We start from the raw sequence: 19,717 nt of genomic DNA, 5'->3' as shown, positions 1-19,717 counted from the left end.
GGGGAGCATGTCGGCTCCCCGCGGTGCGTCAGGATTTTTCGACAAGGATGCGCCTTTGCCTGGCGCAGTTACAGGATCAACCAGCCCAAGGGCTGAATGAGGTTGGCATGGCATTCTGGAAGCGAAACAAGAAGAACCAAAACCCCAGCGTTTCCATGAGCCGGCCGAGCCTGATTCAGGCCTTGGAACCCCGCATGATGTTCGATGCTTCGGTGGCCGTGGTCGCCGACCAGGGCGCCCAGGCCGCTGAGGTAGCCGCTGCCACGGCCACCAGCAAGGACACCGCTACCGCCAGCGATACGTCCAGTACCCAGGACAGCGCGAGCCATGAAAGCGCGCAGCAGGCCGCACCCGCTACGGCGCCGGCTACCCTGGCTGCCGAGCGCCACGAAGTGGTGTTCGTCGACTCCGCCGTCAGTGACTATCAAAAGCTCATCGCCGGCCTGCCCGCCGGCGTCGAGGTGGTGGTGCTGGAGAACGGCAAGGACGGTTTCAAGCAGATCGCTGATTACCTCGACGGCCGTACCGATGTCACTTCCATCGATATCATCAGCCACGGTGACAGCGGCTATGTGTACCTGGCCGGCAACGCCATTTGGGCCAATCAGCTGGCCAGCCATCAGGCCGACCTGGCGCGCATCGGTGCCAGCCTGGCCGAGGGGGGCGACATCCGCTTTTTCGCCTGCAACACCGGCGAGGGCAGTGATGGTCAGCTGTTCGTCGATGAGGTGGCACGGCTGAGCGGTGCCGATGTAGGCGCGTCTTCCGACTCGACCGGCAACCGCGCGGGCGAGGACTGGGAACTGGAAACCGTCTCCGGCGTGGTCGCTACGGGCGTTGGTGTGCAGCGTGGTGACCTGACGGCATTCAACACGTCGCTGGCGACCATCACGGTGACCGACACCAATGCCTCGTCCACTGCGGTTGATAGCTTTGTCTCGCTGGCCGAGGCGATCCAGGCCGCCAACACCGACACATCGGTGAACGGCTCCGCCGCCGGCAGTGGCAGCGACATCATCGTGTTCCATCAATCGCTGAGTGGCCAGACCATCCGCTGGTCCACCGCTTCGGCCTTGCTGGTCACCAGCAACATCACCATCAACGGTGATGTGGATGGCGACGGCCGAGGCGACATCATCCTCAGTGGCGACGTCAACAACAACGGCGTGCGTGATGCGCTCGAGGCGTCGGGGCTGCAGAGCAACAACGGCGGCGTGCTGACGGTGCGCAACCTTGATTTCCGTGACTTCTCGGGCAACCTCACCGGTGGCGCGATCCGTGCCAACGGTGGCTCGATCACCGTTGAAGATTCGAACTTCCAGAACAACGCCGGTGCGGTGATCAACTCGGCGACTACTGCCGGCTCGACGGTAGTGGTGCGCAACACCACCATTCATGACAACAGCGCCAGTATCGTCGGAGGCACCGCGATGTCATCGCTGGTGCGCCTAGGTGGCGCCAACAACCATGTGTTGGAAAACGTAGCGATCTACAACAACACCGGCACCTACAGTGCGACCGGCACCGTCGCCGGGGGGGCGGTGATCGTCCTGAGCAACGTGGGTGGCTCGGTCAACATCGTCAACAGCACCATTGCCAATAACGTGTTTCTCAACACCAGTACCGGTAGCATCACCTCCGCGGGCCTTGGCTGGGCCGTTGGCCAGGTCGGCACTATCACGGTGCAGAACTCCATCCTCACCGGCAACACCGTCAACGGCGCTGCGGCCGATGCCATCACCGGCAGCAGCTACACCAGCATCACCAACCTGATCGGCACCACGGTCAACTTCGTCAATGCTGCCGGGGGTGATTACCGCCTGGCTTCCACGGCCAGCAACGCCATCGACCAGGGCACCAGCGGTGGCGCGCCGGCCACCGACCTGCGCGGTTTCGAGCGGCCTCGCGGTGGCGGTGTGGATATCGGTGCTTACGAGGTACTGTACTCGGCACCACCGGTGGTCGATCTGGACACCGGTACTGGCGGCAACGACAGCACGGTCAACTTCACCGGCACCGCAGTGGCGATCGTGCCGAACATCTCCCTGACCCAGACTGACGGCGACACCCAGGTGAGCGGTGCCTCGCTGGCATTGAGCGGTGTGGCCGATGGTGCCAACGAAACCTTGTCGCTCAGCGCAGCGCAGATCGCCACGGCCGCCGGGTTCGGCATCACGGTAAGCGGCTCGGGCAGCGCCGTGCTTACCCTGAGCGGTGTCGCCACCCTGGCCCAGTACCGGGCGATTCTTGCATCGGTGGCCTATGGCAACGCGGCGGCTGCCTATACCACTGGCACGCGCAGCGTGACCGTCAGCGTCAACGATGACATGGGCAGTACTACGCGTACCGCTTCGGTGGTCGTGCTGGCGCAGAACAGCGCACCGGTGATCGGCAACCTCAACGGCGACAGCACGGCATTCACCCAGGGCAATGGCGCGATACTGATCGACGCGAACGGCAATGCCACGGTCAGCGACAGTGACTCGGCCGACTTCGGCGGTGGCAACCTAACGGCCTCGGTCAGCGCCAATGGCGTAGCCGGGGAAGATACCCTGGGCATCCTCAGCGTGGGTAACGGCGCCGGGCAGATCAGCCTCAGCGGCAATACGGTGAGTTACGGCGGGGTGGCCATCGGCACCGTTGCCGGCGGCACCGGCGGCGCCAGCCTGGTGGTGACGTTCAACGCCAATGCCACGGCCGCGTCGGTACAGGCGCTGGTGCGCAGTATCACGTATGACAACGGTAATGCCGGCAATGGCATCGGCCAGGCCAGCCGATCAGTTTCGGTAACCGTCAGCGACGGCGATGGCGCTACCTCCAGTACCGCCACGGTGCAGGTCAGTGTCCGCGAGACGGTGCCGCCGACCGCTACCATCAGCCTCAGTGACACCGCACTGAGAGTCGGCGACACATCGAACGTGACCATCACCTTCAGCGAAGCGGTGGCTGGCTTCAGCAATGCTGACCTCACGGTGATGGGCGGTACGTTGTCGGCAGTGAGCAGCAGTGATGGTGGCCTCACTTGGAGTGCGACCTTTACCCCCTCCGCCAACACCACTGTCGCCAGTGCGACGATTACCCTGAACAATGCCGGCGTCTCTGACCTGGCGGGCAATGCTGGCAGTGGCGCCACAGTGTCGCCGAGCTACAGCATCGACACGCAGCGCCCCACCGCCACTATCGTGGTCGCCGACAATGCCTTGCGCATCGGCGAAACCAGCCTGGTGACGATCACGTTCAGCGAGGCAGTGACCGGCTTGAGCAATGCCGACCTGACCGTGGCCAACGGTACTATGAGCGCGATAAGCAGCAGCGATGGCGGCATCACCTGGACCGGGACGTTCACGCCGACCAGCAACATTACCGATGCGACCAACCTCATCACCCTGGACAACACGGGGGTGACTGACAGTGCTGGCAACGCCGGCTCCGGCACTACCAACTCGAACAACTACAGCCTCGATACCCAACGCCCGGTAGCGACAATCGTCGTCGCTGACACCGCCTTGCGCATTGGCGAAACCAGCCTGGTGACCATCACCTTCAGCGAGGCGGTGAGCGGCTTCAGCAATGCCGACCTGACCGTGGCCAATGGAACCCTCAGCGCGGTGAGCAGCAGCGATGGCGGCATTACCTGGACCGCCACCTTCACGCCCGCCAGCACTGTCACTGACGCCACCAACCTGATCACCCTGGATAACGCCGGCGTGGCCGACGCTGCCGGCAATAGCGGTAGCGGCACCACCGACTCCAATAATTACGCTGTTGACACCGTACGGCCGACCGCGACCATCGTGGTCGCCGACAGCAGCCTGGCCATTGGCGAAACCAGCACCGTCACCATCGTTTTCAACGAACCCGTCACCGGCCTGACCCTGGCCGACTTCACGGTACAGAACGGCACGCTCAGCGGCCTGAGCACCAGCGACAACATCAACTGGACCGCCACCTTCACGCCCGCTACCAATGTCACCGATACCAGCAACCTGATCACCTTGGACAATACCGGCGTGATGGACACGGCTGGCAACGCCGGCACCGGTAGCACCGACTCGAACAATTACGCCATCGACAGCCAGCGGCCAACTGCGGCCATCGTGATGGCCAACACGACGCTGACCGTGGGTGAAACCACCACGGTGACCATCACCTTCAGCGAAGCGGTGACCGGCTTCACCCTGGCCGACCTGTCGGTGCCGAACGGCAGCCTGAGCGGGCTGACCAGCAGCGACGGCGGCATCACCTGGACGGCCACCTTCACGCCGTCGATCAACGTGCAGGACGCCAGCAATGTCATTTCCCTGGCCAACACGGGCATCGCCGACCTTGCCGGCAACGTTGGCAGCGGCAGCACCGACTCCAGCAACTACACGGTCAACACCCTGCAACCCACGGCGACGATCGTGATGAGCGATGCGGCCCTGCGTATCGGCGAGACCAGTCAGGTGACCATTACCTTCAGCGAGGCGGTGGCCGGCTTCACCACTGCTGACCTGACAGTGGCCAACGGCACCCTGAGTACGCTTGCCAGTGCAGACGGCGGCATCACCTGGACCGCCACCTTCACACCCACCAGCAATGTCACCGATGCCTCCAACCTGATCATCCTCGACAACAGCGGTGTGGTGGGCCAGAGCAGTGGCAACGCGGGCTCCGGCACCACCAGTTCGAACAACTACGCCATCGACACCCAGCGCCCGACGGCAACCATCGTGGTGGCTGACAACCAACTGGCGATTGGCGAGACGTCGCTGGTGACCATCACCTTCAGCGAGGCGGTGGTCGGCCTCAGCAATGCCGACCTGAGCGTGGCCAACGGTACCCTCAGCGCGCTCTCCAGCGGTGACGGCGGCGTGACCTGGACTGCGACACTGACGCCCACAGTTGGCATCAGCGATACCAGCAACCTGATCACCTTGGACAATACCGGCGTGATGGACACGGCTGGCAACGCCGGCACCGGTAGTACCGACTCGAACAATTACGCCATCGACAGCCTGCGCCCGACCGCCACCATCGTGGTCGCTGACAGCAACCTGACCGTGGGCGAAACCAGCCTGGTGACCATCACCTTCAGCGAAGCGGTGGCCGGCTTCACCCTGGCCGACCTGTCGGCGCCGAACGGCAGCCTGAGCGGGCTGACCAGCAGCGACGGCGGCATCACCTGGACGGCCACTTTCACGCCGTCGAGCAACGTGCAGGATGCCAGCAACGTCATCACCTTGAGCAACACAGGGGTGGCTGATCTGGCCGGCAACACTGGCAGCGGCACCACTTCCTCGGGTAACTACGTGGTCGATACCATCGTCCCCACAGCAACCATCGTGGTGGCCGACACTGCGTTGCGCCTTGGTGAGACGTCGCTGGTGACCATTACCTTCAGTGAGGCGGTGTCCGGCTTCAGCAATGCCGACCTGACCGTGGCCAACGGAACCCTCAGCGCGGTGAGCAGCAGCGATGGCGGCATCACCTGGACCGCCACCTTCACGCCCACCGGCAATATCACCGATGCCTCCAACCTGATCACCCTGGACAATACCGGCGTGGTCGGCCAGGGCGGCAACGCCGGTGTCGGCACCACCGATTCGAACACCTACGCCATCGACACCCAGCGCCCGACAGCAACCATCGCGGTGGCCGACAGCCAACTGGCGGCAGGCGAGACATCGCTGGTGACCATCACCTTCAACGAGGCGGTGGTCGGCCTCAGCCTGGCCGACCTGAGCGTGGCCAACGGTACCCTCAGCGGGCTCGCCAGCGGTGACGGCGGTTTGACCTGGACTGCGACACTGACGCCCACAGTTGGCATCAGCGATACCAGCAACCTGATCACTCTGGACAACACCGGCGTGGCGGACCTGGCGGGCAACGCCGGCACCGGCAGCACCGACTCGAACAATTACGCCATCGACAGCCAACGCCCGACCGCTACGATCGTGGTCGCCGACAGCAACCTGACCGTGGGCGAAACCAGCCAGGTGACCATCACCTTCAGCGAAGCGGTGACGGGCTTGAGCAATGCCGACCTGACGGTGGCCAACGGCACCTTGAGCGCGCTTTCCAGTGCCGACGGCGGCATCACCTGGACAGCCACCTTCACCCCGGCCGTCGGTGTGCGCGACACCACCAATGTCATCACCCTGGCCAACACGGGCATCGCCGACCTTGCCGGCAACACTGGCAGCGGCACCACCGCGTCGGGCAACTTCTCGGTCGACACCATTGTCCCCACGGCAACCATCGTGGTGGCCGACACTGCGTTGCGCCTTGGTGAGACGTCGCTGGTGACCATTACCTTCAGCGAGGCGGTGTCCGGCTTCAACAATGCCGACCTGACGGTGAATAACGGCACCCTGAGCATGGTTTCCAGTACCGATGGCGGCATCACCTGGACCGCCACCTTCACGCCCACCAGCAATGTCACCGATGCCACCAACCTGATCAGCCTGGACAATACCGGCGTGGTCGGCCAGGGCGGCAACGCCGGTGTCGGCACCACCGATTCGAACACCTACGCCATCGACACCCAGCGCCCGACAGCAACCATCGTGGTGGCCGACAGCCAACTGGCGGCAGGCGAGACATCGCTGGTGACCATCACCTTCAACGAGGCGGTGGTCGGCTTCAGCCTGGCCGACCTGAGCGTGGCCAACGGTACCCTCAGCGGGCTCGCCAGCGGTGACGGCGGTTTGACCTGGACTGCGACACTGACACCCACAGTTGGCATCAGCGACACCAGCAACCTGGTCACCCTGGACAACACCGGCGTGGCGGACTTGGCTGGCAACGCCGGCACTGGTAGCACCGACTCGAACAATTACGCCATCGATAGCCAGCGCCCGACCGCCACCATCGTGGTCACCGACAGCAACCTGACCGTGGGCGAAACCAGCCAGGTGACCATCACCTTCAGCGAAGCGGTGACGGGCTTGAGCAATGCCGACCTGACTGTTGCCAATGGCACCTTGAGCGCGCTTTCCAGTGCCGACGGCGGCATCACCTGGACAGCCACCTTCACCCCGGCCGTGGGTGTGCGCGATACCAGCAATGTCATCACCCTGGCCAACACGGGCACCGCCGACCTTGCCGGCAACACTGGCAGCGGCACTACCTCGTCGGGCAACTACGCGGTCGACACCATCGTCCCCACCGCAACCATCGTGGTGGCCGACAACGCGTTGCGGGCGGGCGAGTCTAGCCTGGTGACCATCACGTTCAGCGAAGCGGTCAGCGGTTTTACCTTGGCTGACATGAGCGCCGCCAATGGTGTGCTGACCAATCTGAGCAGCCTGGACGGTGGCATCACCTGGACCGCAACGCTGACACCGACCAGCAATGTCGAAGACACCAGTAACCTTGTTTCTCTGGACAACAGTGGCGTAGTTGCCACGGCCTCTGGCAACGCCGGTGTGGGTAGCAGCATTTCCAACAACTACACCCTCGACACACGCGTCCCTAGCGTGACCAGTGTCGGTGGGCCGGCGGGCGTTTCCTACAACGCCGGCGATGCGCTGGTGTTCGTGGTCAATGCCAGTGAAGCAGTGCAGGTGGCCGGTTCGCCACGCCTGGCCCTGGACGTCGGCGGGCGCACGGTGTTCGCCGAGTTGATGGCCGGTGCTGGCACGCCGACGCTGGTGTTCCAGTACATCGTCCAGGCCGGCGACAATGACAGCGACGGCATCCGCGTGACCGGCCTGTCGGCCAATGGAGCCACCCTGAGCGATGCCCAGGGTAATGCAATGAACCTGGCCTTGAATGGCGTCGCCGACACTAGCAAGGTGCTGGTCGATACGCTGGCACCTGCAGCCGTCGGCATCGTCACCCTCGACCCATCCCCGAGCAACGCGCAGAGCGTACGCTTCACCGTCACCTTCAGCGAACGCGTCAACGGCGTTGACCTGGCCGACTTCAGCCTGGTCGCCAGCGGTACCGCCAGCGCTACGCTCAGTGGCCTGCGCCAGATAAGCGATGGTGTCTACGAGATCACCGCCAGCGGTGTCAGCGGCACCGGTACCCTGGGCTTGAACCTGAAGGCCGCTGGCACCGCGATCAGCGATGTGGCCGGCAACCAGCTGACGGGCGGCCTGACCGGCGCGGTGTACAACATCGACCATGACGCCCCCACGGTGAATAGCGTCAGCGTGCCGGTGGGGGTGCACTACAACACCGGCGATACGCTGACCTTCGTGGTCGATACCAGCGAAGCGGTGATCGTCGATGGCGCCCCGCAACTGGCACTGGATGTGGGTGGGCGTACGGTGTATGCCGATTTCGTCGCTGGCTCCGGCACGCCGACGCTGGTGTTCCAGTACCGCATCCAGGCTGGCGACAACGATGCCGACGGCATTCAGGTAGTGGGGCTGACAGCCAATGGCGCGACCTTGCACGACGCTGCCGGCAATGCCTTGCAGCCAGGGCTGGGGGCGGTTGGCGACAGCACTGGAATCATCGTCGATACACGCTTGCCGAGTGTCGAGTCGATCGTGCCGACGCCAGTCAATGGCAGCGGTAGCCAGGGCTTCATCGTGACCTTCAGTGAAGAGGTTCGCGGCGTTGATTTGAGTGACTTCCAACTGGTATCGAGCGGCAACGCCAGCGGCACCCTGCAATCACTGGTGCAGATCGACAGCCGCACCTGGCAGGTGAATGTCGCCGGGGTTGCCGGCAGCGGCAGCCTGGCATTGGCCTTGAGTAACAGCGGCACTGGTATCAGTGACATGGCTGGCAACGGGCTGGAGGGCGGTTTCGTCGGCCAGGGCAGTGTGCTGCAGAGCACGGGCGGTGACCCGCAGTTCCTGGCCTACCCGGCCGCGCCGCCAAGTCTGGCCGGCCAGCCTTTACCCCTGCCCGGCACACCTGCACCAGCGTTCTCGGCGTTCCAGTCACCTTTGCTGCCAGTACCGTTGTTCGAAGTGCCCAGTGCTGGCGGTGGGCTGCCGCCGCTGGGCAGCATCTTTATCCGCGAGGGGGCCCTGGCGCCTAGCTACCTTGCCCAGGTGTTCGCAGGTCAGCAGGGCGGCTCCGCCATCGGCAACGGCACCGGGGCAGGTTTCCTCGGCTTTGGCGGTGGTGATGCCAGCGTGTTCGGCGCTAGCAGCCTGGCCAATATTTTCGACAAGACGCTGCCGGACGATGGCGGCCAGTATGAGCTCAGCGGTGGCAAACCCTGGCGCCAGGGTGGCGAAGGGCAGTCAGGTGCGCCGACGCTGGGGCAGCAGTTGCAGGCTTTCAAGGAGAGCGAGCAGCGCCAGGTCAGGGAGCTGGCGCTGGCGCTCGGGCAGATCAATACACCCGTGCCCGAGGCGTGAGCCGGAGCCATGGCGGATAACAACACAATGGATATCAAAAAGCAGTACCAGGGGGCGGTGGGGATGAGCAAGGCATCAAGGATATTTGCGATCAGCATGTTGGCACTGACAGTGACCGGTTGTGCGGTCAAGACCCAGCCGATCGAGCGCAGCGTCAGCGAACAGCGCGCGCGTGACGACCTGGCCAGCATGTTCAAGGGCCAGGAGGCACTGCAAGGTCCGCTGACCCTGCACCAGGCAATGGCCCGCGCGGTCAAGTACAACCTGGAGGCGCGCCTGAAGGTGATGGAAGAAGCCTTGGCCCAGCGCCAGGTAGACCTGGCCACGTTCGACATGCTGCCACGCATGGCGATGTCGGCGGGTTATGCAGGGCGCAGCAACACCAGCGCCGCCAGCAGCCGCAGCGTGCTGACCAACACCCAGTCGCTGGAACCCTCCACCTCCCAGGACCGCGACCGCGACGTGGCGGACCTGACCATGGTGTGGAACGTGCTGGACTTCGGTGTCAGCTATGTCAGCGCCAAACAGCAGGGCGACCAGCGCCTGATCGTGCAGGAACGCCGGCGCAAGGTGGTGCAGACCATCATCCAGGACGTGCGCTCGGCCTACTGGCGGGCGGTTGCCGCTGAACGCCTGCTCAAGCAGATCGATGCGTTGATGGTGCGGGTTGAGCAGGCGCGGGGCAACAGCGAGCGTATGGGCGAGCAGCGCATTGGCGACCAGATCCAGGCGCTCAACTACCAGCGTTCGCTGATAGAAGCCACACGCCAGCTGGAGGAACAGCGCCGCGCCTTGTCGCTGGCCAAGACCGAATTGGGCGCGCTGATCAACTTGCCGCCGGGCACCGAGCTGACCCTGGCGGCCAGCGACGACTACAGCGTGCCCGAACTCAAGGTCGGGCTGGACAGCCTTGAGCAGCAGGCGCTTGCCTCACGCCCGGAACTGCGCGAACAGGACTACCAGGCACGCATCAGTGCCGCCGAGGTGCGCAAGGCGATGCTGCGCATGTTGCCGGGCCTGGAGTTCTCCGCTGGCGGCCATTACGACAGCAACAGCTTCCTGACCAACCAGCACTGGGCCGACTACGGCGTGAAGGTCACCTGGAACCTGTTCAATGTGTTATCTGGCCCTGCCTCGATCGATGTGGCCAAGGCCGGTGAGCAGGTGGTAGAGGCACGCCGCCAGGCCATGTCGATGGCCATTCTGGCCCAACTTTACGTGGCCAACGCCAACTACAGCGAGGCCCGTCGCCAGTTCGCCACCAGCCAGCAGATGGTCGCCCTTGATCAGCAGATCGTCGAACAGCTGCGCAACCGCCACCAGGCCCAGGGTATTGGCGAGCTGGAACTGATCCAAGGTGAGCTCAACGCCTTGCAGGCAGACTTGCGCCGCGACCTGGCCTACGCCGAGTTGCGCAACAGCTACGGCCAACTGTTCGCCAGTGCCGGCCTTGATCCGCTGCCGGCAACCTTGCCGTCCGACAAGCTGTCCGACATCGCCCAGGCGCTGGGCAACAGCGAGGCCCGCTGGCAGCGTGGCGAGATCACGCCGGAGTCATGAGACCTTGGGGCGCCAGGACCTGCTTGAGGACATAACCCAACAGCAGGTCCTGCGCCGTTTGCAGCGTGGTGCCAGCGGTATCCACTACCAGTTCGGGGTGCTGCGGCGCTTCATAGGGTGCATCGATGCCGGTGAACCCCTTCAGCTCACCCGCCCGTGCCCGGCGGTATAGCCCCTTGGGGTCGCGCGCTTCGCAGGTGGCCAGGTCCGCTTTGACATGCACTTCATGGAACCCGGCCTTGCACGCCCGGCGCGCGGCTGCGCGGTCGGCGCGGTAAGGCGAAATGAGTGCGGCGATGCAGATCAGCCCGGCATCGGCGAACAGCGCTGCCACCTCGCCGGTACGGCGGTTGTTTTCATGACGGTCGGCGGGGGAGAAGCCAAGGTCGGCGTTCAGGCCGTTGCGCAGGGCGTCGCCGTCGAGAACGTAGCAGGGGTGTCCTAATTGGTTAAGGCGTAGTGCTAGGGCGTTGGCCAAGGAAGATTTGCCCGCGCCGGACAGGCCGGTTAGCCAGATTACTGCGCCGGGGCGGTGGGGGTCGCATCCTGCGTTGGGCACGTTTAGTTCTCCAGGGCGTGAGGTTGGGTTTGCTGGCTTGGATAGTCAGGATAGTTAGGGATGGGGTTGGGAATACGCCAAAGGCTTAGGCTCGGACAAAAAACATGGATCGAAGGCAACCAAAAAAGACTTCCGGGGACGCGTGGATTGATTGTTTGTTGGGCCGGGGTAATCTGAAACAAGTCGGTATCTAGTTGTTTTGTCTAATTAATAATCGATTGGTTAACTTGCTTGGAATACCAGTTGGAACGCTGCGTGGTCTGGATTCCGATGGACGGTGCGTTTTGAGAACCGCCTCCAAAAACGAATCGGGGCCGAATCTATCAAGCAAATGGACGCGCTGCTGATTGTTGCTCCTGGGCTCGCAGGTCTGGGGCTCCTAGCGTGGTGTTTCAGAAAACCCCTGGAAATCAGGCCACCGCTTTACCCGTGCTCTGCCAGCCGATAAGGTGGCGCGCATTGTAAAATGATGGCAGCTTGCGTGGTCCAGGGATGGCTCTCTGAATGAAGCGGTGCATTAAAGCGCTGTTTTGAGGCTATCTCAGGTTCCCTCTCGTTTGTTAATTGCCCGTTTGAGTATTGGCCGGCCCATCTGATTGTGGACGGTATGGGAGTGTTGTGCATGAGTGAATTGGCCCAGGCGTTGCTGGCTGCAGTACCGGAAGATGGCGGCAGCATCGGCAATCAGGCCCTTTATGAGCGACTCAAGAGCCAGTTCACCGGCCTGAGTGAAGAGCAATTCTGGGAATCGCGCGACGTGCTGATCGGTGAGGGTGTGCTGGTCAAAGGCCGCGGGCGTGGCGGCTCCGTGCTGCGCGCCCAGGCCGCAGGTGCCAGCCTGGCGGCGCAGGCGCTGAGCAAGGCGCGTGAGCGTTTCGAGCCGGCAGTGGCCGAAGCATCCGCCAGCTATGTTGTCGAAGCGACAACCAGTAGGGCCAAGGCGGTCAAAGTACAGGCTGCCACCAGTATCGAGGCCATGGAGAAAACCCTCTGGGCCACAGCCGACAAGCTGCGCGCCAATATGGATGCCGCCGAGTACAAGCACATCGTTCTGGGGCTGATCTTCCTCAAGTACGTCTCCGACAGCTTCGCCGGCCGCCGTGCTGAGTTGGAGCGCAAACTCACCGATGAAAACGACGACTACTATCTGGGCGATGACGATCCCGAGGCGCTCAACGCCGAGCTGGAAGACCGCGACTACTACCGCGAGGTCAACGTGTTCTGGGTGCCGGAAGTGGCTCGCTGGGAGTCGATCCGCGCGGCTGCCAAGCAGGTGGATATCGGCAAGCGCATCGACGAGGCCCTGGCCGCCATCGAGGCGGAAAACCCCAAGCTGAAGAACATCCTCGACAAGCGCTACGCCCGCGCTCAGTTGCCGGATGGCAAGCTCGGCGAGCTGGTGGACCTGATCTCCACCGTCGGCTTTGGTGACGACGCTGGCAAGGCCCGCGACCTGCTCGGCCAGGTGTATGAATACTTCCTCGGCCAGTTCGCCAGCGCCGAAGGCAAAAAGGGCGGGCAGTTCTACACCCCGGCCAGCATTGTCAAAACCCTGGTGGCGGTGCTCAATCCGCACCACGGCAAGGTGTATGACCCCTGTTGCGGCTCGGGTGGCATGTTCGTGCAGTCGGAGAAGTTTATCGAAGCCCACGGCGGCAAGCTGGGCGATGTGTCCATCTACGGCCAGGAGTCCAACCCCACCACCTGGCGCCTGGCGGCGATGAACCTGGCGATTCGCGGTATCGACTTCAACCTGGGCAAAGAGCCGGCGGATACCTTTATCCGCAACCAGCACTCTGATCTGCGCGCTGACTTCGTGTTAGCCAACCCGCCGTTCAATATCAGTGACTGGTGGCACGGCAGCCTGGAGGGCGACCCGCGCTGGGTGTATGGCACACCGCCGCAAGGCAACGCCAACTACGCCTGGCTGCAACATATGCTTTACCACCTCAAGCCCAATGGCCGCGCCGGCATCGTGCTGGCCAACGGCTCCATGAGCTCCAGCCAGAACAGTGAAGGCGATATTCGCCGCGCCATGGTCGAGGCCGACGTGGTGGAAGTGATGGTCGCTTTGCCCGGCCAGCTGTTCTTTAACACCCAGATTCCCGCCTGCCTGTGGTTCCTCGCCAAGGACAAGCGCCATGCCCTGAGCACCGCTGGTATCGACCGTAGCGGCCAGGTGCTGTTTATCGATGCGCGCAAGTTGGGTACCAGCGTTAGCCGGGTGCAGATCGAACTCACCGATGCCGATATCGAGCGCATCTCCAGCACCGTGGCGGCTTGGCGTGGCGAAGCACTGGACGAGGGCGGGCAGGTCGGCGAGTACGCCGACATTCCCGGCTTCTGTCGCAGTGTCACCCTCAAGGAGGTCGCCGAGCACGGCCATGTGCTGACGCCGGGGCGCTATGTCGGCGCCGAAGAGGTCGAGGACGACGACGAAGCCTTTGCCGAGAAGATGCAGCGGCTTACCCAGCAGCTGGGTGAGCAGATGCAGAAGGGCGCAGAACTGGATCAGTTGATCCGGCAGAAGCTGGGGGGGCTGGGGTATGAGCTCTGAATGGCCAGTCGTTCCTGTTGAGGACGTTTGCGAACTCATTGTCGATTGCGTCAACAAGACAGCGCCCGTTGTTTCGTACGAAACGCCGTTTCGCATGATTCGGACGACGAACATTCGTGACGGCAGAGTAAGTCTTGATAGCTGCCGTTTCGTCGATGGAGCAACCTATGAGAAGTGGACTCGTCGAGCAAAATTGCAATACGGCGATGTTTTACTGACTCGTGAGGCTCCAATTGGGGAAGTTGGTTTTGTGGACTTGCCAGAGGGTTTGTTTCTTGGGCAGAGGATCATGCAATACCGAGCTAACTCCAAAGTCCTGCATCCTCGATTCTTGCATTACGTTTTCCAATCACCGTCGCTGAAACATCAATTTGGTAGTCATGAAGGCTCGGGGTCTGTTGTAAGCCATATAAGAGTAGGGGACTGTTTCAGATTCAAAATTCCGTTGCCTCCGATTGATGTTCAGGACGGGGTGGCTGAGCTTCTTGGTGCCCTCGACGACCGCATTACCCTGCTACGCGAAACCAACGCCACCCTGGAAGCCATCGCCCAGGCGTTGTTCAAATCCTGGTTCGTCGATTTCGACCCCGTGCGCGCCAAGGCCGAAGGCCGACAGCCTGAAGGCATGGACGCCACCACCGCCGCGCTTTTCCCCGATAGCTTCGAAGATTCCGGACTGGGTTTGGTGCCGAAGGGGTGGGCGGTTGGGAGCTTGGGAGTCATTGCGCAGACTGCAAGGCGGCAAATTCAAGTTTCTGAGTTACATGCTGATGTGCGCTACGTTGGGCTAGAGCACATTCCTCGAAAGTCGCTGAGCTTAAGCAGTTGGGGTAATGCCGACGGCTTGGAGAGCACAAAGGCTGCATTTTCCGAGGGGGACATACTGTTCGGCAAGCTTCGCCCATATTTCCACAAGGTGGTCCTCGCCCCGTTCTCTGGGGTCTGCTCGACGGATATTTTGGTCTGTCAGCCCAAGGAGAGAGAGTATTTTGGCGTGGTAGCAATGCACTTGTTTAGTGAGACTTTGATCAGCTATGCGGACCGTCTCTCGAATGGTGCAAAGATGCCCCGCGTGAATTGGAAAGATTTGGCAGAATATCCAATTGTCGTTCCGTCATCAGACATCGCAGCAAAGTTGAATGAGGCGATACATCCACTTTTGGCACGAATGACTGATGGCATTCATCGAGCTCAAACACTCACCCAGCTCCGCGACACCCTCTTACCCCGTCTGATCTCCGGCCAACTGCGCTTGCCTGAGGCCGAAGCGCTGATCGAGGAGGCGGTATGAGTCTGAGTGTTAATGCTGATTTCTCTCGGCTGCTGGACTACCTGAAGGCGCAAGGCGCTGCTGTACAAAAGCGCACTGAGGATTCCCAGCAGTACCAGGACTTTCTGCTGGCCTTTCCTCTGAGCCGCCTGAACCAGTTAACGCTGGATGAATACTGCGTGGGCAAGGGCGATGGGAAGTCCTTCTGCTGGTGGATCGAGCGCGGCCTGGTACCGGTGCTGGGTCGCTATATGCCCGGCACCGCTAAGGGCCATCTCCTGTATTTTCAGGAGGATGGCAGCCTGTACAAGAATCGCCGTCTGCTGGATCTCGGTGATGAAGAGGCGCTGCGCTACACGCTGAGCATCCAAAGCACCATCGCTGCAGCCGATCCCGCTGATCTGCTCTGGGTGGATGACGACAAGGAAATCTACCGCCGGGCCGGCTTAGAACCGCGTGTCACGGTCGGCGCAGGACGCAAGCTACGCTTGTTGGCCTGTTATCACACGGCTCAGACATTGCCGATTTCCTCCAGCGATCATCTGGGGCATTTCCTGCAGATGCTGGGTTGCCCACCAGCGCTTATCCCGTCGCCCAAGCTGCCGGTGGCGCGCATGCTGAAGTTGCGCGAGTACTACCAGCTTGCTAGTGAGTCGGTGCCAGGTCTTAGCCCTTATGGATTTATGCGCGGGCTGTACAGCGAGGAACTGGGGTTAAGACCTGCTAAGCCTGAGTCTGAGGAGGATATTCAGCCAGGGGGAGCAAGCTACCTGCTCACCTGGAATCCAGCTCATTTCAAACTGGGTGGAGACGCCGGCGTAGAGTTGGGGCAGGAGATTGATTGGAGCTGCCATTCGAAACAGCCGCAACCGGGCGATGTGGTTTATCTGGTGCGGTTGGGGCAGGAACCACGGGGCATCGTAGCGCGCGGCCTAGTGACGGAGGGGGCGCATGACGGACCCGACTGGAAGGATTCGAGCAAAGCCCGCAACTACATCCGCTTTCGCATCGATGAGCATCGTCCTGACTGTGCTCGCGGCTTGTTGCCCATGTTGCTGCTCAACAAGGCCATGCCTACCCAGCGCTGGAACCCACAGAGTTCGGGCGTCGAGATTGCCCCGGCCATCGCGGTCCGACTGGAGCTGCTCTGGCAGGCGGGCGAAGGGCTGCATAGCCTGAGACAGTACGTGTCCTGGAGTTCGGCGGATCGTAAGGAGTCCTGCCCTGGATGGCTGAAGATTTATCAGGAGGTCACATCGCTGGCCAAGGTCCTGTGCACTGGTCAGACGCCTCTGGATCATTCCGCTCTTGTACGTTTGTGGATTGAGCGCGAGAACGGGATTTCCAGCTTGAAGCTGGGGCTGTTCTCTCGAGATGAATTCAATGAACAACAAGCCGTTATTCGGGAAATCACGCAGCGCATCATGGATGCGCCTACGGCGCAGACTCACGCACAGGTGATGAAGGATTGGCGTCTGGCGGTTGAGAGCAAGCAGTTCAGCGCCAATCGACCTGCCATGGTCAATCGTGTGTTTGCCGCTTTTGCGCCGGAGCGGTTCACCACACTGCTCAAGCCTGAAGATTGCCAGCGACTCTTGCAGGGTTTGCGTGAGCTTTTTCAGTTGGATGTGACTCACGAAAAGCAGGACTGGTGTGCGCTGAATGAGCAGATCATGGCGTGCATGAGTCTGGCTGGGCTGGATACAGATACCGTACTGCCAAACAACATTGCCATGTGGCAGTTGCTAGAGGCCCTGCAGGGTGCGAAAGGCGATGTACTTGAAGACGCTCAAGGGGGAGATGCCAGGGTGGCCGCCAAAGATATTCCGCTGAATCAGATTCTTTTCGGTCCACCGGGAACGGGCAAGACGTTTTCCGTCGTGGAGGAGGCTCTGAAGATTCTGGCACCAGAGGTGCTGGAGACGCCCACGCGCGAGACTTGGAAGAACGCTTTCGATCAGTTGGTGCTGGACGGTCGAGTGCGTTTCGTCACTTTCCACCAAAGCTTCAGCTATGAAGATTTCGTTGAAGGTTTGCGAGCCGTATCAGAGGGCGGGCAGCTGCATTACAAGGTTGAACCTGGTGTTTTCAAACTGCTGTGTGACGACGCACGGCACCAGGAAGGAGCGCAGACAGAAGATGATGTGCTCAATGCGTTTCTGGAAGAGGTCACCGAGGCCCCCGTCACGCTTACTACGGTGCGTGGCAAGTCCTTTGATGTTCGCTACAGGCCCGGCAATGGGACTTTCACCTGTCAGCCCAAGGCTTCGGAAAATGCGCTGGAGCTGCCGGCCAACATCGAGCATGTGCGCTTGTTCATGCGTGGCGAGAAGCCTGCGTCGGTCTATTGCGAAAGCTATGTGAGAGGGATCGCCGAGCACTTGCGCGGCAAGCTGGAGAACGACGGAGCTGGGCAGTCGAATGGCGAGAGGCTGCCTTATGTGCTGGTGATCGATGAGATCAATCGGGGCAATGTTTCGCGCATCTTTGGTGAGCTGATCACATTGATTGAAACCTCTAAGCGAGATGGTGCGACGGAGAGTTTGTCTGTCACCTTGCCGTACTCGAAGGAGCGTTTCACGGTGCCGGATAATGTCTATCTGATCGGCACCATGAACACTGCAGACCGTTCGCTGGCTGGGCTGGATATCGCCTTGCGTCGCCGTTTTATCTTCAAGGAAATGATGCCCAATCCCTCTTTGCTCAATGGCGTGGTGTTGGAGGGCATCGACATTGGTCAGCTTTTGGCGGTAATGAACCAGCGTATCGAGGTGCTGCTCGATCGTGATCATTGCCTCGGACATGCCTATTTCATGTCGCTCAAGAGTGGAGACTCGTTGCCGCAGCTGGAGGTGATTTTCCGCAATCAGATACTGCCGCTGCTGCAGGAGTATTTCTTCGAGGATTGGCAGCGTATCCAGTGGGTGCTTAATGACCACCGCAAGCCTGCGGCAGACCGTTTCGTGGAGCAGGACAAGCAAGATGTGGGTGCTTTGTTTGGCAACATTAGCGTGCCGGCGCAAGGTGGGGTTTGGCGGATCAATGCGGCTGCATTCCAGCGAGTTTCTGCGTATGCCGGTGTGATTGCAGTGCAGGCCAAGGCTGAGGTTCCAGTAGAAGAGGCGGGTGCGTGAGCGTATTCGTTACCGTGCGTGAATATGCGCGTCTGACCACGGCAGCGGTTGCGTCCGGCAACCTCGATTGTGCGCAGATTTCCGAAAGTGCCTTCGACTGGTTGTGTGAGCTGAGCGCTAGCTTCAATCGCAGCGGTGCGACTCTGCTGCAGGTTGAAGGTCGGCGTGCTCTTAAGTGGGATTCCTACGTGGGCGTATTGGAAACGCCTTGTGGCACGCGGCTGGAGATTCTGCCCAAGCACCATGAGCAGGACGATTGCCTGGTCAAGAGCCGCCTGTTGCTGCGCAAGCTCATTCAGCAGGCTCTGCAACTCAAGCCTCGTGAAGGTTCGGTAGCCAGCCTTGAGCTGTTCGATGCGCCACTCAGCGAGTGGGTGATGGGGCAGTTCCTGGCGGAGCTGGATTTGTTGGTGAAGCGTGGAGTGCGCTTCGACTATCAGCGAATCGAGGAGGAGCAGCGCTTTCTCCGTGGCCAGCTCAATGTGGTGGCACAGATGCGCCAGCCGCCTGGGCGGCAGCATCACTTCCAGATTCGCCACGATGTATTCCTGCCGGATCGGGCAGAGAATCGCTTGCTCAAGTTGGCGTTGGAGCAGGTGGCAAAAAGCACACAGGATGCCGCCAATTGGCGCCTGGCCAATGAGTTACGCGCCATGCTGGCGGAGGTGTCTGCCAGCCGGCAGGTGAGCCAGGATTTGCGCGCCTGGAGCCGCGACCGGCTGATGGCGCATTACCAGGCGATCAAGCCCTGGTGTGAGTTGATCCTCAATCAGCAGATGCCGATAGCCGTGAGAGGTGAGTGGCGCGGCGTGAGCCTGCTGTTCCCGATGGAAAAGCTGTTCGAGCAGTATGTGGAAGGCTGGTTGCATCAGAAACTGCTGCCCAGCGCTCGTTTGAAAGCGCAGTCAGCTAGCCAGTACTTGTGTGCACATAGCAGTGATCGGATGTTCTGCTTGAAGCCTGATTTGCTGATCGATACAGCGGAGCAGCGCTGGATTCTTGATACCAAGTGGAAGCGTATCGATGCCGGTAAACCTGAGAAGAACTATGACCTGAGTCAGAGCGATTTCTATCAGCTGTTTGCCTATGGACACAAATACCAAAGAGGCGATGAGGTGCCGCGGCTGGTGCTGATTTATCCGTATTGGTCTGGACTCCAGAAAGCGCTACCGCTGTTTGATTACGGCAAGGGTATGCAGTTATGGGTGTTGCCTTTTGATCTGGATGCTGAGTCCTTGGTAGATGTGGAGAAAGCGACTTTGCCTTTGAGCCTTGACTCATTTGCTTACGCCAGCTAGGTACATCTTTCTATACATGAATCGCGATTAA

Annotated in this window: 7 protein-coding genes; 6 read left to right on the top strand and 1 reads right to left on the bottom strand. The window is 61.3% G+C overall.

What is annotated here, in order from left to right; all coding sequences use genetic code 11:
- Positions 1 to 107 precede the first annotated feature (107 nt).
- Positions 108 to 9,308, top strand: a complete 9,201-nt coding sequence (locus NGJ21_RS09015) for an Ig-like domain-containing protein (RefSeq protein WP_251962033.1) — start codon at positions 108 to 110, stop codon at positions 9,306 to 9,308.
- Between the two features lie 63 nt (positions 9,309 to 9,371).
- Positions 9,372 to 10,868 carry a TolC family protein gene (locus NGJ21_RS09010; RefSeq protein ID WP_251962180.1) on the top strand — a complete coding sequence of 499 codons (1,497 nt, stop codon included), beginning with the start codon at positions 9,372 to 9,374 and terminating at the stop codon, positions 10,866 to 10,868.
- Here the strand turns inward: NGJ21_RS09010 and cysC are convergent.
- The gene (gene cysC, locus NGJ21_RS09005; RefSeq protein ID WP_251962032.1) at positions 10,852 to 11,427 is read right to left on the bottom strand and encodes an adenylyl-sulfate kinase; all 576 of its coding nucleotides are present in this window, start codon (positions 11,425 to 11,427) and stop codon (positions 10,852 to 10,854) included. The two genes, NGJ21_RS09010 and cysC, sit on opposite strands and share 17 nt — an antisense overlap.
- 622 nt (positions 11,428 to 12,049) lie before the next feature.
- On the opposite strand from cysC, the gene NGJ21_RS09000 reads away from it, so the two are divergent.
- The 4 genes from NGJ21_RS09000 (at position 12,050) to NGJ21_RS08985 (ending at position 19,686) form a co-directional block, all read left to right on the top strand.
- Positions 12,050 to 13,984: a class I SAM-dependent DNA methyltransferase gene (locus NGJ21_RS09000; RefSeq protein WP_251962031.1), complete on the top strand. Its 1,935-nt coding sequence runs from the start codon at positions 12,050 to 12,052 to the stop codon at positions 13,982 to 13,984.
- A 94-nt stretch (positions 13,985 to 14,078) separates the two neighbouring features.
- Positions 14,079 to 15,275: a restriction endonuclease subunit S gene (locus tag NGJ21_RS08995; RefSeq protein WP_447869312.1), complete on the top strand. Its 1,197-nt coding sequence runs from the start codon at positions 14,079 to 14,081 to the stop codon at positions 15,273 to 15,275.
- A complete protein-coding gene (locus NGJ21_RS08990) occupies positions 15,272 to 18,388 on the top strand; it encodes an McrB family protein (RefSeq protein WP_251962029.1) in 3,117 nt (1,038 codons plus the stop codon). Before NGJ21_RS08995 ends, NGJ21_RS08990 begins: the two co-directional genes overlap by 4 nt.
- A complete protein-coding gene (locus tag NGJ21_RS08985) occupies positions 18,385 to 19,686 on the top strand; it encodes an McrC family protein (protein WP_251962028.1) in 1,302 nt (433 codons plus the stop codon). Before NGJ21_RS08990 ends, NGJ21_RS08985 begins: the two co-directional genes overlap by 4 nt.
- Positions 19,687 to 19,717 lie beyond the last annotated feature (31 nt).

The sequence above is a fragment of the Pseudomonas sp. Marseille-Q5299 genome, from assembly GCF_943737035.1.
In the GTDB taxonomy this organism is placed as follows: Bacteria; Pseudomonadota; Gammaproteobacteria; order Pseudomonadales; family Pseudomonadaceae; genus Aquipseudomonas; species Aquipseudomonas putida_E.
This window is presented reverse-complemented; position numbering and strand designations above follow the sequence as displayed.

Excerpts from the sequence above, each read along its gene's own strand:
- NGJ21_RS09015 (WP_251962033.1), top strand. The coding sequence starts at position 108 with ATGGCATTCTGGAAGCGAAACAAGAAGAACCAAAACCCCAGCGTTTCC.
- NGJ21_RS09010 (WP_251962180.1), top strand. The coding sequence starts at position 9,372 with ATGAGCAAGGCATCAAGGATATTTGCGATCAGCATGTTGGCACTGACA.
- NGJ21_RS09000 (WP_251962031.1), top strand. The coding sequence starts at position 12,050 with ATGAGTGAATTGGCCCAGGCGTTGCTGGCTGCAGTACCGGAAGATGGC.
- NGJ21_RS08995 (WP_447869312.1), top strand. The coding sequence starts at position 14,079 with ATGATTCGGACGACGAACATTCGTGACGGCAGAGTAAGTCTTGATAGC.
- NGJ21_RS08990 (WP_251962029.1), top strand. The coding sequence starts at position 15,272 with ATGAGTCTGAGTGTTAATGCTGATTTCTCTCGGCTGCTGGACTACCTG.